The sequence below is a fragment of the Photobacterium panuliri genome (assembly GCF_059920555.1).
In genome coordinates this window covers 3,485,663-3,503,251 of the sequence record NZ_CP197192.1, presented here as the reverse complement: position 1 = coordinate 3,503,251, position 17,589 = coordinate 3,485,663, and the positions used below count along the sequence as shown (strand labels likewise).

Below are 17,589 nucleotides of genomic sequence, written 5' to 3'. Positions count from 1 at the left end.
ACGAATGATGGCTGATAGTGTCTTAAACATGGTAGCGTCCCCTTCGCTGCGGAAAAAATCGCTGTGGGGAGGATTGGCTTTTTTCCTTTTTGTCATCGGTTTTACGGTTTGGCTATTTAATGCCGCGATTAACTGGATGACCGATGCCAACCGCTTGCCGCTATCACAGTTGGTGATTCAGGGAGAGCTCCATTACCTGACCCCGGCAGACGTGCGAAGCGGGATCCTCAAGCTTGACACTCTGGGTAGTTTTATGACCCAGGATGTTGATGCCATCCAGTATGCGCTGGAAGAAATGCCGTGGGTTGCTCGTGCTGCGGTTCGTAAGCAGTGGCCCGATACCCTCAAGGTGTTTCTGGTTGAGCAGCAGCCGGTCGCGACGTGGAACAACCATTACCTGGTGAATGAGGCCGGTGAGGTGTTCCGGGCTCCGTTCGAGCAGGCCGGTCAGTCGCTGGTTAATCTCGATGGTCCAGAAGACAGTAGCGAGGAGCTCTTGGCCGCATTGCACGAAATGCAACCGGTGTTGCAGCGGGCGGGCTTCGAAATTGCTACGCTGGCCTTGAATGAGCGTCGTGCCTGGCGGGTATGGCTGAGTAACGGAATCCGGCTTGAACTTGGGCGTCGCGAGCGGATGGAGCGACTGGCGCGTTTTGTCTCCCTCTATCCAGAGATGGAGAGTCAAGGCAAAGCCATTGAATATGTTGATTTGCGTTATGACACCGGAGCCGCAGTAGGCTGGAAAGTCGATGCTGAGCAGAACGAAAAACAGTAGCTGTCGTAGAGGATGGCTGCTGGTTTGGTATAACAAGATGAGCGTACGCTAATGACGAAAGCAGCAGATAAAAAACTGATAGTTGGCTTGGATATAGGTACATCTAAAGTCTGTGCTTTGGTTGGGGAAGTCTTGCCCGATGGCGAAGTGAATGTCATTGGCGAGGGTAGCAGCCCATCTGGCGGTATGGATAAAGGCGGGGTTAATGATCTTGAGTCCGTGGTTAAATCGGTACAGAGCGCAGTATACAAAGCGGAATTGATGGCAGACTGCCAGATCTCGTCGGTGTTTCTGTCGCTGTCCGGTAAGCATATTCGTTGCCAGACAGAGGAAGGCATGGTGCCAATCTCTGACAAAGAGGTCACTCAAGACGACGTCGATAATGTTATCCATACGGCGAAGTCGGTAAAAATCAGTGATGAACATAAAGTTTTGCATGTTATTCCCCAAGAATTTGCTATTGATTATCAGGAGGGGATTAAAAACCCTGTTGGATTGTCAGGGGTTCGCATGGAGGCAAATGTTCATCTCATTACGTGCCATAACGATATGGCTCGTAACATTGTCAAAGCGGTTGAGCGCTGCGACCTGAAGGTTGACCAGCTCATATTTTCAGGCTTGGCGGCAAGCCACGCGGTATTGACGCCTGATGAGCGAGAGCTCGGGGTCTGCGTGGTAGATATCGGTGGCGGTACTATGGATATCGCGGTATGGACCGGTGGCGCGCTCCGTCATGCTGCGGTAATCCCGTACGCGGGGAACGTAGTGACCAGTGATATCGCCTACGCCTTCGGTACGCCGCTTGGCGATGCCGAAGAGATCAAGGTTAAGTACGGTTGCGCACTGAGCGAACTGGTCAGCAAAGATGCCAAGGTCGATGTGCCGAGTGTTGGTGGTCGACCATCGCGCAGTTTGCAGAGTCAAACATTGGCTGAGGTTATCGAGCCTCGTTATAGCGAGCTGCTTGGATTAGTAAACCAGAAAGTCATTGAAGTACAAGAACAACTGCGTAATGCGGGGGTGAAGCACCAGTTAGCTGCCGGGATTGTCCTGACAGGTGGTGCAGCCCAGATGGAAGGGCTTGTTGAATGTGCCGAGCGTGTATTCAGCAACCAGGTCCGGGTCGGTTTGCCATTGGATGTGGTCGGACTGACGGAGCACGTACAAGCTCCGCATTATGCAACGGCAGTAGGATTACTGCATTACGGAAAGGACAGTCAGACATTTGATGATAGTGATTTGGAGCCGAAACGTTCGGTCTCAAGTATTTTCACTAAAATCAGTGGCTGGCTAAGAAAAGAATTTTAAACCTGATGCAAACAGGATGGACGGAGAGAACACATGTTTGAACCGATGATGGAAATGTCTGATGAGGCAGTAATCAAGGTCATTGGCGTTGGCGGCGGCGGTGGTAATGCCGTTGATCACATGGTACGTGAGTCAATTGAAGGGGTTGAGTTCATCAGCGTTAACACTGATGCTCAGGCGCTTCGTAAAAGTAGCGTCAACACGGTAATCCAAATTGGTGGCGCAATCACCAAAGGATTGGGTGCCGGTGCCAACCCACAGGTTGGCCGTGATTCGGCGCTAGAAGATCGCGAGGCGATCAAAGCTGAGCTTCAAGGCTCAGATATGATTTTCATTGCTGCTGGTATGGGCGGCGGTACCGGTACCGGTGCAGCGCCAATCATTGCCGAAGTGGCAAAAGAGCTGGGTATCCTGACGGTAGCGGTGGTCACCAAGCCATTTAGCTTCGAAGGCAAAAAACGCATGGCGTTTGCCGAGCAGGGCATTGAAGAGCTGTCAAAGCATGTTGACTCTCTGATCACTATCCCTAACGAAAAGCTGCTCAAGGTATTGGGTCGCGGCATTACGTTGCTGGACGCTTTTGCCAAGGCAAACGACGTGCTGAAGAACGCCGTGCAGGGCATCGCCGAGCTGATCACCCGTCCGGGTATGATCAACGTCGACTTTGCTGACGTTCGTACCGTGATGTCTGAGATGGGTCATGCCATGATGGGTAGCGGTGTCGCAACGGGTGATGATCGTGCTGAAGAAGCGGCTGAGATGGCAATTTCAAGCCCGCTGCTTGAAGATATCGATCTTGCTGGTGCTCGCGGCGTGCTGGTTAACATCACGGCGGGTATGGATATGCGTCTTGACGAGTTCGAAACCGTGGGTAACACCGTTAAGGCGTTCGCGTCTGACAACGCGACTGTGGTTATCGGCACTTCGCTTGACCCTGATATGTCTGACGAGCTACGGGTTACTGTTGTGGCAACAGGTATTGGCAAAGAGTCAAAGCCTGATATCACGCTTGTGACAACAAGCAAACCTGCGCCAGCTGTGGCACAGGAAAAGCCGGTTGTTGCAGCTCCGGTAGCGGAAGAGAGCAAGCCTGCTCCGATGACGCAGTCGGCACCTGTTGCTGATAACGCGCAAGCCGTTGCCAAGGCGAAGCCACAAGCTGATCATGACTATCTGGATATTCCAGCATTCTTGCGTAAACAAGCCGACTAACAGTGACCTGTTTCGCAAATTATTTGGGAAACATGTGTCAAAGTGGTATGATGTTTGTCCTTGCCTTAATTTTATACAGAGGCAAGGGCCAGCATTCGGCAAATTTGAGTTGAGATTAAGCAGATGATCAGACAACGTACTTTGAAAAGCATCGTCAAGACGACCGGGGTGGGTTTGCACTCGGGCCGTAAGGTGACGCTTATTCTTCGTCCTGCTGCAGCTAACACTGGTGTTATTTACCGTCGTACAGACTTGAATCCACCTGTTGATTTTCCTGCAGACGCCGATTCAGTGCGTGACACTATGCTATGTACCGCCTTGGTGAACGAGGAGGGTGTACGCATCTCAACGGTTGAGCACTTGAATGCTGCGTTGGCAGGTATGGGTATCGATAATGTTATTATCGAGGTGGATGCACCGGAAATTCCGATTATGGACGGTAGCGCCAGCCCATTTATTTACCTGTTGCAATCAGCCGGTATTGATCCTCTGAATATGCCTAAGCGTTTTCTGCGGATCAAGAAAACCGTGCGTGTCGAAGACGGAGACAAGTGGGCCGAGCTTCGTCCACACAATGGTTTCCGTCTGGACTTTGCCATTGAATTTAACCACCCAGCGATTGATGCCGAACAACAGCGCTTGGTGGTAGATTTTTCAAGCCAGTCGTTTGTCAAAGACATTAGCCGCGCTCGTACCTTTGGGTTTATGCGCGATATTGAGTACCTCCAGTCACAGAATTTGGCTCTGGGTGGCAGCTTTGATAACGCTATCGTTCTGGATGATTACCGTATCCTGAATGACGAGGGTTTGCGTTTTGACAATGAGTTGGTGACTCACAAGGTGCTCGATGCGATCGGCGACCTGTACATGTGCGGTCATAACATTATTGGTGAAATGGTGGCATACAAATCGGGCCATGCCCTGAACAACAAGCTGCTTCGTGCAGTATTGGCTGATCAGGAAGCCTATGAGTGGTCAACCTTTGAGGATGAGCAGCAGGTACCTGTTACTTTTGCTCAGCCAGGTATGGTGTTGGCTTAAGTGCCAGTCACAGAATTATAAAAAACGCCGGACATTGTCCGGCGTTTTTTTTTGGTTGTTTGTCTTTGTTGGGGGTAAAGCGAGAGTGGTGCTACGACGTTTCGTCGTTACGTTTGGCCGCCGCCAAGGCTGCAATACGCTCAAGCCTGCGTTTTATTTTTTCAGGCGCACTGTCAGCTGTTTGCAATAGGTAACCGGCCGCCTTGGCGGTAAGGGGTTTGCGGCGGATCGCCGACGATTTCGGTTTGTATTCAGGGGCGATGGCTGCCAATGCCGGATTTACTTTTACCTCGATGGTAACCAGGTTCGGCAGTATGTTTTCCCGTAGAGTACGTAACAAATTGAGCCGCTCGTAATTGAGCCGCATCGACCAGGCCGCGGAGGCTGTTTCAATAACCAGTACGCCCTGACGGTAGTTGCTTACTCGGCAGTGGTCGGCACAGTTTAGGTGCTGTTTGACCGCTTTGTCGAGTTTGCTCAGTGCGATAGCCCGCTGCTGGATATTTCCGAGGGAGCTGTCATCAAGCAAATCGGTTGTTGGTTTGGGGCGGTGGTCACGCATGTCTTGGGGATTTCTCGCTATAAAAAATAAGGAGTGAGCTCTAATTTTTCGTATATGGTAAACCCTGCTAGGGGATTAATCATAGGCGACACCATTAATATGGCTTATTATAACAGGCTTGGGGGTGCAGTGGCTAAGGTCTAGCCAAAAGCCACGGTATCGGGCTCTGACGATGGGCTGCCTGGCCGAAAAACAGGGTTAGTTTCATTTTTCCCTTGAAAATGGTGCCAAGGGGCACAATATCTTCATTAACACTGTTTTTCGCATGAGTTTCCGTCGCCACATCGTGGTAGCTGAGTACGGGACAGGGATGATATACCTGGCTGCACATTGCATGCTGGTTATGACCCGGTAGAAACATTCAGATTAAGCAATTCAGCGATATTTTGCTGAAACAACAAAGAGAAAACGGCAACGCCATGTTATCAAAACTACTGACAAAAATTATCGGTAGCCGTAACGACCGCACTCTGCGTCGTATGCGCAAAATTGTTGACCAGATCAACAAACTTGAACCGCAGTTTGAAAGCCTGCAGGACGAAGAACTGAAGGCAAAAACCGTAGAGTTTCGTGAGCGCCTTGAGCAAGGTGAAAACCTCGACCAGCTGCTACCTGAAGCATTTGCAACGGTTCGTGAAGCGTCGAAGCGCGTATACGGCATGCGTCACTTTGATGTCCAGCTGATTGGCGGTATGGTACTGAACAACTGCCAAATCGCTGAGATGCGTACTGGTGAAGGTAAAACCCTGACCGCAACCCTGCCAGCTTACCTTAATGCGTTGACAGGTAAAGGTGTTCACATTGTTACCGTGAACGACTACCTTGCAGCCCGCGATGCGGAAACCAACCGCCCACTCTTTGAATTCCTCGGTATGACCGTCGGGATCAACGTACCGAATATGGCCCCGCAGGCGAAGAAAGAAGCCTATGCCGCCGACGTTCTGTACGGTACTAACAACGAATTCGGTTTTGACTACCTGCGCGATAATATGGCTTTCCGTCCGGAAGACCGTGTACAGCGTGAGCGTTTCTTTGCTGTGGTCGATGAAGTGGACTCGATCCTTATCGATGAGGCCCGTACGCCGCTGATCATTTCCGGCCCAGCCGAAGACAGCTCTGAGCTGTATATCAAGATCAACACCCTGATCCCGCAGCTGGTTAAGCAGGATAAGGAAGACAGCGAAGAATACCGTGGTGAAGGCCACTATACCCTTGACGAGAAATCCAAGCAGGTCCACCTGACTGAAAATGGCCAGGAGTTCGTCGAGGAACTGATGAAGCAGCACAAGATGATGGAAGAGGACGATACCCTGTATTCTCCTGCCAACATCAGTTTGCTGCACCATATCAATGCCGCCCTGCGCGCGCATGTGCTGTTCGAGCGCGATGTCGACTATATCGTGAAGGACGATGAGGTGATCATCGTTGACGAACACACCGGCCGTACAATGCCGGGCCGCCGTTGGTCTGAAGGCCTGCATCAGGCTGTTGAAGCCAAAGAAGGCGTGAAGATCCAGAACGAGAACCAGACGCTGGCTTCGATTACCTTCCAGAACTACTTCCGCCTGTATACCAAACTGTCAGGTATGACAGGTACAGCTGATACCGAAGCGTTTGAATTCCAGTCAATCTATGGTCTGGAAACCGTGGTATTGCCAACCAATAAACCGATGATCCGCGATGATATGGGTGATTTGGTTTATATGACCGAACTAGAGAAGTTCGCGGCAATTAGCGAAGATATCAAACAGCGTGTCGAAAAAGGCCAGCCTGTATTGGTTGGTACGGTATCGATTGAAAAGTCAGAGTTGCTTTCTAGTGCTCTGAAAAAGCAAGGTATCAAGCACGAAGTGCTTAACGCCAAGTTCCACGAACGTGAGGCCGATATTGTTGCCGAAGCTGGTGCTCCTGGCGCGGTAACCATTGCGACTAACATGGCCGGTCGTGGTACCGACATCGTGTTGGGGGGTTCTTGGAAGTCACAAGCTGAGAAACTGGTTAATCCAACCGAAGAACAACTGGCTCAGTTGAAAGCCGATTGGCAAGTCCGCCATGATGCCGTATTGGCGTCGGGCGGTCTGCATATTATCGGTACCGAGCGTCATGAATCACGCCGTATCGATAACCAGCTCCGTGGCCGTTCAGGCCGTCAGGGTGATGCAGGTTCATCACGCTTCTACCTGTCGATGGAAGATGGCCTGATGCGTATCTTTGCATCTGATCGTGTTTCTAACATGATGAAGAAGCTGGGTATGGAAGAAGGCGAAGCGATTGAGCACCCATGGGTGACCAAGGCAATCGAGAACGCCCAGCGCAAGGTGGAAGGCCGTAACTTTGATATCCGTAAGCAGTTGCTTGAGTTCGATGATGTGGCCAACGACCAGCGTAAGGTGGTTTACGAGCTACGCGACGAGCTGATGAATGCTGACGATATCAGCGATATGATCGAGCATAACCGCGAAGATGTGTTTAATGATTTGATTGATGCCTATATCCCACCACAGTCTCTGGAAGAAATGTGGGATATCGCAGGCCTTGAAGATCGTCTGAAGTCGGATTTTGATCTGGACCTGCCAATTCAGCAGTGGTTGGATAGCGAAGAGAAACTGTACGAAGAAGCTCTGCGCGAACGTATTGTTGAGCAGGCTGTGGCTGTTTACCGCCAGAAAGAAGAGGTTGTTGGTGCTCCTGTACTGCGCAACTTCGAGAAGACGGTAATGCTGCAGAATCTTGATACGCTATGGAAAGAACACTTGGCGGCGATGGATCATCTACGTCAGGGTATTCACCTGCGTGGCTACGCTCAGAAGAACCCTAAGCAGGAGTACAAGCGTGAGTCGTTTGAACTGTTTGAGGGGATGCTTGAAAGCCTGAAGGCTGACGTGATTGCTATTCTTAGCAAGGTTCGCGTGCAGCAGCAGGAAGAAGTTGATCGTATGGAAGCCGAGCGCCGTCGTCAGGCAGAAGAGCTTGCCCGTCGTCAGCAATTCCAGCATCAAAATGCCGAAAACCAGATTGTCGATGAAAGCCAAGATGAGGACGGTGCAGAGCCTTATCATCGTGAAGAACGCAAGGTTGGCCGCAATGAGCCGTGTCCTTGTGGTTCAGGCAAGAAATACAAGCAGTGCCACGGTAAGATTAACTAATCTTACCCGGGACTCAATGAAAAGGCCGCGCAAGCGGCCTTTTGTTTATTTGAAACCAAGAGAAAGAAATTGGAGCTGGCGTGGTTCAGAATAAGAAGCAAGTATGGATTTCTGCGGGAATTATTTTCAACGTAACGCAGGATAAGGTGTTTATTACCCGCCGGGCAGCATCGGCTCACAAGGGCGGCTTTTGGGAGTTTGCCGGTGGCAAGGTAGAACAGGATGAAACTGCCGAGCAGGCTGTGATCCGTGAACTGCACGAGGAGGTGGGGATTGAGGCAACAGAGCTCGAGCACTTCATGGCATTGGAGCATGATTACCCTGACAAGGCATTGAAGTTTGATTTTTTCTTGGTCAAAGCATTTGAGGGGGAAGCGTTCGGCAAAGAAGGTCAGCCGGGCGAGTGGGTTGCTTTGGAGCGGCTACATGAATATGCGTTTCCCGAAGCGAATGATGTCGTATTGGCAAAATTGTTGGCGCGGTGTGTTAACGAAAAATAAGGGGCGAGGTTTTCCTTGCCCCCTGATTGGGTTAGTAGCCCATATCTTCCGACCAGCCATCTGAATCGGACATATCCGGCGCCCCGGGGATTGCTTTTTCTTCTTCAGCCCATTCGCCCAGATCGATGAGCTGGCAGCGTTTACAGCAAAATGGACGGAATGGGCTTTGCTCGCCCCACACTACATCGGTTTTACAGGTCGGGCACTTGACGATAGTTGGTGATGCCGTGCGATTTTGGGTTTGTGTCATGGCGGGCCTCAGCAGATAGCCAGTTTGAATTCGATGCATTCTGCTATGCTGGCCCCTTCCTCGAAAGGCAAGAAGCGGATGGCAAAGCGACTGCGGTGACCCGATATCATAGGGTAAACCCCATGGCTTGGGCAAATATCCAAACGGAGCAGGCAGGCATCTTCGGCTTCGTGCTGATAAAAGCCGCTACGTGCAACCTGTGGTGAAAACTGGCCTGATTCCCTGATCAGTTTTAGCCATAGCCCCAGTGCATGGCTGAGTTCCTGTATCTGGTTCAGCCAATTTTGCATGTCGTTTTGTTTGTGGGCCAGAGGAAGGTGCTGCCAGTGGTGCAGTGCTGGCAAATCAAAGCAACAGCTTCCCCCTGGGATCGACAGGCGTTGTTTAATCCCGCCCAGAAAGCGGTCTTCGCGGAGTTCTTGACCAAGACGGTTGGCACTTAGCAGTTGGTGCTGGGCTGACTCCAGTGAGTCGAGCAGTTCGAGCAGGGCATTTTGGTCAACCCCCTCGATATTGAGCCATTGTTTGAGCTTTTCGCGCTGCTTGTCGAGATCTTTGGCGAGTTCGGCCTTGAGCTGGATTTGGTCTAGGATCTCAAGCAAGTCGAACAGGGCGCGGAAGAATACCTGATATTGCCATTGGTCGGTAAGTTTGGCGGCATGGCTCATCTGGCGGATCAAGTATTCCAGCCGCAGGTAGATGCGGACTTTTTCGTTCAGCGGGTGCTCGTAACGATTAACTTGCATGGTGACAATCCGATTCATTCCGTTCAGATATTGCTCTTCGCGAGCGCTAAGTAGTATTGGTGCAACTGGGCGGTTTTTTCGCGCAGGTTGCTACCATCTCCATTATTGCAGATAACATCATCCGCGACGTTAAGGCGTTGCTGGCGGGATGCCTGTGCCGCGAGTATCTTGACGACTTGCTCCGCCGATACGCCATCGCGAGCCGTCGTACGGCTGATCTGTACCTCTTCGCTGACATCGACCACAAGTAGTCGGTCCGTCATCTGCTGGAGGTTATTTTCGACCATTAACGGTACCACGAGCAGGCAGTAGGGGGCGGTTGATGCTATGATTTCTGCCTGCATTTTTTCCCTGATCAGCGGATGCAGTAAGTTATCCAGCCATGATTTCAGGCTACTGTCATTGAAGATAGCATCACGTAATTTACTACGGTTGAGTTGGCCGTCTGTCAGTAGGATGTCAGAGCCAAGTTTTTGTTTTATCGTGTTAAGCCCTGCAGAGCCTGGGGCAACGACATCTCGCGCAATGACATCGGCATCAATGATATCGATGCCGTATTCTGCAAACAGGTTGGCCACGGTCGTTTTGCCGCTGCCGATCCCGCCGGTTAGTCCGATCACCATCGTCATGGTTAGGCTCCAAAAAAGGATGTCAGGTACCAGCTGACCAGATCATGGCCCCAAAGCATCGCCAACCACCCGGCCACGGCGAGGTAGGGGCCAAATGAAAACGGGGTTTGGCTGTCGGTATCTTGGAGCCGCATAAGAATGATCCCGGCAATCGCACCGACCAGTGACGAGAGCAGGATAACCAGCGGCAATAATTGCCAGCCAAGCCAGGCGCCCAAGGCCGCGAGCAGTTTGAAGTCCCCATATCCCATTCCTTCTTTGCCGGTAAGCAATTTAAAGGTCCAATAGACGCTCCAAAGTGACAGGTAGCCGGCTATGGCACCGATGACCGCATCCTCAAGGCTAACTGGTGAATAGCCGAGCAGGGCCAGCAGCAGGCCTGCCCACATCAGTGGCAGGGTGATCTGATCGGGCAGTAGCATCTTGTCGATATCGATAAAGGTCAGGGCGATCAGGGCGAAGCTGAAACCAAGTACCGCAAGTGCCCATTCAGAAGGCGGTAGCATGATGGCGACAGTCAGTGCGACAAGGGCCGTGAAAGCCTCGACCAGCGGATAGCGGGCGCTGATTTTCGCATGGCAATGTTTGCACTGGCCCTTCAGTACCAGCCAACTGATGACGGGAATGTTCTCCAGCATTCCGATAGGGTGCTGGCAACTTGGGCAGCGCGAACGCGGTACGCTGAGATTGAAGGTTTCTTGGTTGGTTGTGGCAGCGCTGCCATCAAATTCCGGGAAGCACTCGGCGCAGTCGGTCTTCCATTGGCGCTCCATCATAATGGGCAGGCGGTAAATAACAACGTTAAGGAAGCTGCCGATGAGCAGCCCGAAAATGGCAGCAAATAGTGGGAAAATCCAAGGCGTTAACGTCAGCAGATCCATGAAGGTACTCTCATATTAGGTTCAAGGCTATTGTAGGGGATTCGGAATGGAGATCCTATAACAGGCACAAAAGAAGCCGGTGATTCCGGCTTCTTTAGGTGCAGTAATTGCTGATGATTAGCCAATGACGCTCATTAATGTGAATATCGGCATATACATAGCGACCAATAGGCCACCAATTAATATACCGAGGATTATGATAATCAAAGGTTCTAATATCTTACCGAGGTTGTCGACTGTATTGTCTACATCGCTTTCATACAGTGCTGCTATTTTATTGAGCATATCATCGAGCGAGCCTGATTCCTCACCAATCATGGTCATCTGTAACATCAATTCAGGGAACACCTCGCTTTGGCGCATCGCAATATGAAGTGGCATCCCCGCAGCGGCACTTTTGTGGGCTTCCATGGATGCCATTTCGATATGAAGGTTGCCGCAGGTTTTGGCCGCAGCTTCAAGGCCGGTCAGTAGCGGAATACCGGCACTGAATGTTGTGGCCAAGGTACGAGCAAAGCGGGCAATGGTGGCTTTAAGCATCACCCCGCCGATAATAGGGATGTGTAGTAATATACGGTGGGAACGGAGGCGAACATTGTCTGAACGTTTGAACATGTAGCGATAGAGTAAGGTTGCTCCTAAGATGGCCAAGGCTAGATAGCCTCCGTAGGCAATGATGAAATCCGAGGTTTTTAATACAAATTGAGTGAATAGTGGTAATTCCGCGCCGAAACTCTTAAAGATAGAGGCAAACTGGGGAATAACAAAAACCAACATTAAAATCGTTACGCCTATGGCGGTGAGGGTTACCATCGTCGGGTAGATTAAAGCCTTGATGACTTTCTTACGTGTGGCCTCATTTTTTTCGCGGTAGGTCGCTAGGCGATCGAAAACTTCAGCTAAGTGGCCAGTCTGCTCGCCAGTGCTGACCAAATCGCAGTAGAAGTTGTCAAACAATGGTGAGCTGGTGCGCAAAGCACGCGCTAAAGAGGCTCCCGATTCGACTTGGTTGGCGATTTGCTGCAAGGTGGCACGGCCCTCGGCCTTGTTGTGGCTGTCGGACATTAGTTTGAGGGCCATCACTATAGGAACACCAGAATAGAGCATGGTGGCTAACTGGCGGGTGATGGTTGTGATATCCGTTGACTTGAGCTGGTTGCGGATCTTGCTCAATGTTGAAGGCTGACGGCGCTTGATCTTCTTGATTTGGATCATCTGCTCGGTCAGCTTGGCGCGAACTTCCTGTTCCTGGAAGCCAAGGGTGATGCCTGAGAGCTTTTTGCCTGACGGGCCGATGCCCCGCCAGTGGTAATAGCGGATTTTACTGGTCGTATCCACGTGTTATCTCCTAGCTAAGGTTTATAACCCGCTGTAGTTCCTGAAGGCTGGTGGTGCCCTCGCACAGTTTTTCGATCCCTGAATGCTTGAGGGTCTGCATCCCTTGCTCGACGGCAATGCGTTCAAGCTCTATGGTGCTTGCCCCGCGCATCAGTGCTTCGGCCAATTCGCGGCTAAACGGCATGACCTCGTAAATACCGACCCGGCCTAGGTAGCCCTTGTTGCATTCGTCACAGCCGTGCTCGGCGGCTTTGAATACAGTGGCAGAGAGCGGTATCGAAAGCTGCTCGCGGATAAATGGGTCGATATCATCAGGCTGCTTGCAGTGGTGGCAGAGCCGCCGTCCAAGGCGCTGGGCAATGATTAGGGTCAGTGATGAGGCCAAATTGAAGTTCTCGATCCCCATGTTGGTGAGGCGGGTGATGGTCTCGGCGGCAGAGTTGGTATGCAAGGTTGAGAGAACCAAGTGGCCGGTTTGGGCCGCTTTTACCGCGATACTGCCGGTTTCCAAGTCGCGGATCTCGCCGACCATGACCACATCCGGATCCTGACGGAGGAATGAACGCAGCGCATCGGCAAAGCCCAACCCGATAGCGCTTTTTATTTGGACCTGATTGATACCCGGCAAGTTGATTTCCACCGGATCCTCGGCGGTTGAGATATTGCGCTCTTCGGTATTGAGAATTTTCAGTCCGGTATACAGAGAGACGGTCTTGCCGCTGCCGGTCGGCCCGGTCATCAGGATCATCCCTTGTGGTTTTTTCAGTGCATCAAGGTAGGCCTGTTTCTGGCTGGCGTTATAGCCAAGGATGTCGATATCCAAATTGGCACTGGTGCCGTCGAGGATCCGCAGGACGATTTTTTCCCCCCACAACGTCGGCAGGGTGGAAACCCGCAGGTCAACGGTAACGGTGTCGGACAGGCGCAGCTTGATCCGACCATCTTGGGGCTGGCGTCGCTCGGCAATATTGAGCTTTGACATGACCTTGAGGCGGGTCGATAAACGGCGCGATAAATTGGCCGGCGGTGTCGCATGCTGATGTAAGATCCCGTCGCAGCGGAAGCGGATCCGGTAAGTTTCCTCATAAGGTTCGAAATGGATATCCGAGGCTTTCTTACGTACAGCATCAAGCAGGGTTTGGTTGATATAACGGCTGACCGGGGCGGTATCGGTACTGATATCGGCCACCTCATCGACAGTTTCGCCGTCGGCCAAATCAACCAATTCGCTCAGGTCGTCATCGCTGACCTGACGGCCCGCTTTGTTGTTCTGCATCCCGGCGATATCACTGCCGTAGAGGCGACGAATGGCGGCGTCCATCTGCTTGTATTCAAGCAGGAGCGGTTCGGTATTTTTGCCGGTGGTAAAGCGAAACTCGTCCAGTGCATCGATCCGGGTGGGATCACTGAGCCCGACGAACAGGGTATTGTCGTTGAAATAGAGCGGCAGCACTTTGTGGCGCAGCACCAGGTCACGAAGGTTGAGTACTTTGCAGCACTCGGCATAGTCGTAGTGGTGGACATCAACCAAGGGCAGGCCGAACAGGGATTCGAGCTGACGGGCCAGTTCGCTGCTGCCGAGAATACCCAGTTGGAGTAACGCCGAGGGCACAGAGGTGCCCTCGGCATTGACCTGGTCCACCACCTGCTGGTGTTGCGTAAGGCTAAGTAAATCAGCCTGCTGCAGGATAGAGGCTAGGTTAGTTTGCATAGATTATTTACCGGCAACCACTTGGTACTAGGCTCTTTTCGGCAACCGTAGTGCTACATGTCCAGTTACCCGAAGCATCGCGTGCTAATACAATATCGTTTGTATCAATTAGGGCGCTCGCACCTGCCAGTTTATATGTGATGGTACCCGCTGTATCAGTACCGGTTGGCGCTAAGGCTACGGTACCTAGGTTTGTTGCAGGTACGCCCAATGTAACATCACCTGTATTCGTTGCTGCTACGGTAGGGAAGGCTGCGTTATCAGCAATGCTGGTTTCAACGTTTGTTTTTAGCGCTGCAATAGTTGCTAAAACTGACGCTGCTTGAGATTTGGCGACATATTTTTGGTACTGAGGGATCGCAACTGCAGATAGCACACCGATAACTGCTACGACAATCATCAATTCGATCAGGGTAAAACCCTTTTGTCCTTTAAATTTCATTTTTACGTTTCCTTAAAAATTTCCAAAGTTGCAAACAAGCAAAGTGTTTGGTCTGAGAAGAATATGCCGATACTGCAACACGCTGAATCAGATGAAAATAATTGCTCGGCGTAGTTTGAAATAATCAACTGAATATCTCATTGGTTGCATATTATTTTGCGATTGAAAACACGAAAAAATGCTGAGAGTAAAATCAGTAAGGAATAATCACCCCATTTTTGGGGCGGGAACAGGTGCAAAAGGGATTTATTCGGCGGACTTCATATTTTGCTGTCCGCCGATAAAGCGTGTGGGCTGAATGCGGCTTATTTAAAGCGCATGGAGAGGTCGAGGGCTTTTAAGTGCTTGGTAAGTGCGCCGACAGAAATATAGTCGACCCCTGTTTGGGCATATTCGCGGATGGTATCAAGGGTGACGTTACCGGAATTTTCCAGCGCCGCACGGCCCGCATTGAGGGCGACGGCCTCACGCATCATCTCGGCGGTGAAGTTGTCGAGCATGATGATATCTGCACCAGCATCGATAGCCTGCTGCAGTTCGCCGAGGGTTTCGGTCTCGACCTCTATCGGCTTGCCGTGGTGGAGCTGCTTGGCGGAAGCCACGGCCTGCCGGATCCCGCCACAGGCGATAATGTGGTTTTCCTTGATCAGGTAGGCATCGAATACCCCGAACCTGTGGTTGGCACCGCCCCCGCAGGCGACGGCGTATTTAAGGGCGCTGCGCAGGCCCGGGATGGTCTTGCGGGTATCAAGCAGGCGGCACTTCGTCCCTTCTAGCTGTTTGACATATTGGGCGGTGGTCGTTGCGCAACCCGATAGGGTCTGAATGAAATTCATCGCATTGCGTTCACCGGTCAACAGGATCCGCGATGGGCCCTCCAGCGTACACAGGATTTGGTTAGGCCTTACTTGATCACCGTCTTTGACATGCCAGTCAATGCGAGCTTCCCCGCCTAGCTGCCGGAATACTTCATCAGCCCACATTTGGCCGCAGAAGATCCCATGCTCACGGGTGATGATCGTTGCTGTGCTGCGGTTTTCCGCCGGGATCAGGCTGGCGGTAATATCTTGGGTGGGATCAACACTGCCTCCGAGATCCTCGCGTAGGGCATCGGCCACCGTACGGGCAATATCACCGGGAAGTTGTTGGATGAGGTATTCGAAGCGTGATTGGCTGTCGTGTTTCGTGTCCATCTGAGTCATGACATATCCCTAGTTGGTGTGGTAGGAAAGGCAGACGGACAGAAGGAGTATTTCAGCTGGCGTTGCCTTTGAACGCCCTGATCATACCGCGAGAGTAGGGCAAGATCGACAAACACATTGACAGGACGTGATGCTTTGACAAGGATCGCTCGATGGTTCCTTTACTGCGGCTTTACCGATTATTTCATGCTGACCATAAACCCAGAACATTGGCTAGATAACGCCAAACATGTACCGTCTCCCTTTTTCGATGAACGGTCGAATGAAGGCGATATTTCCTTGCTGGTGGTCCACAATATCAGCTTGCCCCCAGGGCAATTTGGTGGCCCTTACATCGAGCAGCTTTTTACAGGCACGCTAAACCCAGATGATCATCCATATTTTTCATTAATTTCCGGTTTTCGTGTTTCTGCTCACTGTTTAATTCGGCGAAATGGGGATATTATTCAGTTTGTTCCGTTTAATCGTCGGGCTTGGCATGCCGGTGTATCTCAGTTTGCCGGGCGGGACAAATGCAACGATTATTCAATAGGTATCGAACTGGAAGGAACGGACACCCTCCCTTATACCCACGACCAGTACCGAGTACTGGTCGCTTTGACTCAAGCGCTGCTCGCGCGTTACCCCCATATGGATATGAGCCGGATTACCGGACACGAATTTATTGCCCCTGGGCGCAAGACCGATCCTGGCTTGGTATTTGACTGGCGTTATTACAAATCCCTGTTGGCGAATAATAACGGTGAATAAACCACCAGTTAGATTGGTCGGGTAGAAAGATGACGGGTGGGAATGCATGTCGCTATTGGTCAGACCATTGGCATGTTTTCACCCTCTATTTAGCCGTAAACGCAGTTCAGCGCTTACATTTATAATGTTTTAATAAGTTTTCATTATTTGAAATTTTTGTTAAATCACCCCCTGTTCCATGATTTCAGTCAAGTTGTTGGTGGACATCCTCAATTATTTCTGTAAACTTTCTCCATATCGTTAAATTGGTAATACCAATTATCCGCACAACGGATTTACGAGCCACAAATAAGTACAACGAATACAGAATAACAAATGACTTATAAACGAATTCGCCAGCCTAAGCTCTCTGATGCCATCGAGCAGGAAGTAGAGCGATTGATCCTCGAGGGTATTCTCTCGCCGGGTCAGCAACTCCCGCCAGAGCGTGAGTTGGCGCGCCAGTTCGATGTGTCTCGCCCTTCGGTCCGTGAAGCTATCCAGCGTCTAGAAGCCCGCAAACTGCTTACCCGTCGACAGGGTGGCGGTACCTTTGTGACGGAAAAGCTATGGCAGAGCTTTTCTGAACCACTGCTGGAGCTGTTGGCCGGAAACCCGGAAACCCAATTTGACCTACTTGAGTCACGCCATGCCCTAGAAGGGCTGGCGGCCTACTATGCCGCATTGCGCGGCAATAACGAAGATTTCAACCGGATTCGTGACTGCCATCAGCGGATCCGGGATGCCCAGCAGCAAGGCGATTTGCCGGCCGAGGCCGCCGCCGTGATGCAGTACCTGATTGCGGTCACCGAGTCCGCTCATAATGTGGTACTGCTGCATATAGTTCGGAGCTTGGCTCCGCTGCTGGAGCAAAACGTATTACAAAACTTTGAGCTCCTGAACCGCCGTCCAGAGGTGGTGGAGAAGGTGCGTCACCACCGAGCCAACATTGTCCAAGCGATTGTTTCCGGTGAGCCCATAAAGGCTCGGGAGGCATCGCATGCACACTTGGCTTATATCGAGGAAACATTGTTGGATTTGTCACGTGAAGAGAGCCGACGTGAACGCTCACTTCGCCGGATTCAACAACGCATGGATGGGCTGGATTAATACCCCT

At 51.4% G+C, this 17,589-nt stretch carries 17 protein-coding genes; 8 read left to right on the top strand and 9 right to left on the bottom strand.

Translation table 11 applies throughout. The annotated features are described in order from the left end of the window. Positions 1-7 precede the first annotated feature (7 nt). The 4 genes from ACSF8X_RS16130 to lpxC all read left to right on the top strand — a co-directional run bounded on the left by ACSF8X_RS16130 (position 8) and on the right by lpxC (position 4,336). The gene (locus ACSF8X_RS16130) at positions 8-775 is read left to right on the top strand and encodes a cell division protein FtsQ/DivIB (protein WP_047878671.1); all 768 of its coding nucleotides are present in this window, start codon (positions 8-10) and stop codon (positions 773-775) included. Positions 776-826: 51 nt separating this feature from the next. Next, positions 827-2,083, top strand: coding sequence for a cell division protein FtsA (ftsA, locus tag ACSF8X_RS16125; protein WP_047878595.1), 1,257 nt, complete (start codon positions 827-829; stop codon positions 2,081-2,083). A 33-nt stretch (positions 2,084-2,116) separates the two neighbouring features. Continuing rightward, entirely contained in the window at positions 2,117-3,295 is a 1,179-nt protein-coding gene (gene ftsZ / locus ACSF8X_RS16120) for a cell division protein FtsZ (protein ID WP_047878596.1), read from the top strand. 123 nt (positions 3,296-3,418) lie between these two features. Further along, complete coding sequence (gene lpxC, locus ACSF8X_RS16115) at positions 3,419-4,336, top strand: UDP-3-O-acyl-N-acetylglucosamine deacetylase (RefSeq protein ID WP_047878597.1); 918 nt, start codon at positions 3,419-3,421, stop codon at positions 4,334-4,336. Between the two features lie 91 nt (positions 4,337-4,427). Here lpxC and ACSF8X_RS16110 read toward each other — a convergent pair whose 3' ends face one another. Continuing rightward, on the bottom strand, positions 4,428-4,898 hold the full coding sequence (locus ACSF8X_RS16110; RefSeq protein ID WP_500850416.1) for a DUF721 domain-containing protein: 471 nt from the start codon (positions 4,896-4,898) through the stop codon (positions 4,428-4,430). 419 nt (positions 4,899-5,317) lie between these two features. Here ACSF8X_RS16110 and secA point away from each other — a divergent pair, with 419 nt between their 5' ends. Both secA and mutT read left to right on the top strand, forming a co-directional pair. After that, positions 5,318-8,044 carry a preprotein translocase subunit SecA gene (gene secA / locus ACSF8X_RS16105; RefSeq protein WP_500850415.1) on the top strand — a complete coding sequence of 909 codons (2,727 nt, stop codon included), beginning with the start codon at positions 5,318-5,320 and terminating at the stop codon, positions 8,042-8,044. Between the two features lie 80 nt (positions 8,045-8,124). Beyond that, positions 8,125-8,544 (top strand): 8-oxo-dGTP diphosphatase MutT, encoded by a 420-nt coding sequence (gene mutT / locus ACSF8X_RS16100; protein WP_500850414.1) that lies wholly within the window; start codon positions 8,125-8,127, stop codon positions 8,542-8,544. A 31-nt stretch (positions 8,545-8,575) separates the two neighbouring features. Here mutT and yacG read toward each other — a convergent pair whose 3' ends face one another. The 8 genes from yacG to nadC all read right to left on the bottom strand — a co-directional run bounded on the left by yacG (position 8,576) and on the right by nadC (position 15,734). Beyond that, positions 8,576-8,794 (bottom strand): DNA gyrase inhibitor YacG, encoded by a 219-nt coding sequence (gene yacG / locus ACSF8X_RS16095; RefSeq protein ID WP_047878601.1) that lies wholly within the window; start codon positions 8,792-8,794, stop codon positions 8,576-8,578. 8 nt (positions 8,795-8,802) lie between these two features. Next, on the bottom strand, positions 8,803-9,540 hold the full coding sequence (gene zapD / locus ACSF8X_RS16090) for a cell division protein ZapD (protein ID WP_500850413.1): 738 nt from the start codon (positions 9,538-9,540) through the stop codon (positions 8,803-8,805). Positions 9,541-9,563: 23 nt separating this feature from the next. Continuing rightward, the gene (gene coaE, locus ACSF8X_RS16085) at positions 9,564-10,169 is read right to left on the bottom strand and encodes a dephospho-CoA kinase (RefSeq protein ID WP_500850412.1); all 606 of its coding nucleotides are present in this window, start codon (positions 10,167-10,169) and stop codon (positions 9,564-9,566) included. A 2-nt stretch (positions 10,170-10,171) separates the two neighbouring features. Further along, on the bottom strand, positions 10,172-11,050 hold the full coding sequence (locus tag ACSF8X_RS16080) for a prepilin peptidase (protein WP_500850411.1): 879 nt from the start codon (positions 11,048-11,050) through the stop codon (positions 10,172-10,174). A 117-nt stretch (positions 11,051-11,167) separates the two neighbouring features. After that, positions 11,168-12,388, bottom strand: coding sequence for a type II secretion system F family protein (locus tag ACSF8X_RS16075; protein WP_500850410.1), 1,221 nt, complete (start codon positions 12,386-12,388; stop codon positions 11,168-11,170). A gap of 10 nt (positions 12,389-12,398) precedes the next feature. Beyond that, positions 12,399-14,099: a type IV-A pilus assembly ATPase PilB gene (gene pilB, locus ACSF8X_RS16070; protein WP_500850409.1), complete on the bottom strand. Its 1,701-nt coding sequence runs from the start codon at positions 14,097-14,099 to the stop codon at positions 12,399-12,401. A gap of 7 nt (positions 14,100-14,106) precedes the next feature. Next, complete coding sequence (locus ACSF8X_RS16065) at positions 14,107-14,541, bottom strand: pilin (protein WP_500850408.1); 435 nt, start codon at positions 14,539-14,541, stop codon at positions 14,107-14,109. Positions 14,542-14,846: 305 nt separating this feature from the next. After that, complete coding sequence (gene nadC, locus ACSF8X_RS16060) at positions 14,847-15,734, bottom strand: carboxylating nicotinate-nucleotide diphosphorylase (protein ID WP_500851198.1); 888 nt, start codon at positions 15,732-15,734, stop codon at positions 14,847-14,849. 195 nt (positions 15,735-15,929) lie between these two features. On the opposite strand from nadC, the gene ampD reads away from it, so the two are divergent. After that, complete coding sequence (ampD, locus tag ACSF8X_RS16055) at positions 15,930-16,493, top strand: 1,6-anhydro-N-acetylmuramyl-L-alanine amidase AmpD (RefSeq protein ID WP_500850407.1); 564 nt, start codon at positions 15,930-15,932, stop codon at positions 16,491-16,493. 315 nt (positions 16,494-16,808) lie between these two features. Beyond that, positions 16,809-17,582, top strand: coding sequence for a pyruvate dehydrogenase complex transcriptional repressor PdhR (gene pdhR / locus ACSF8X_RS16050; RefSeq protein WP_047878609.1), 774 nt, complete (start codon positions 16,809-16,811; stop codon positions 17,580-17,582). Positions 17,583-17,589 lie beyond the last annotated feature (7 nt).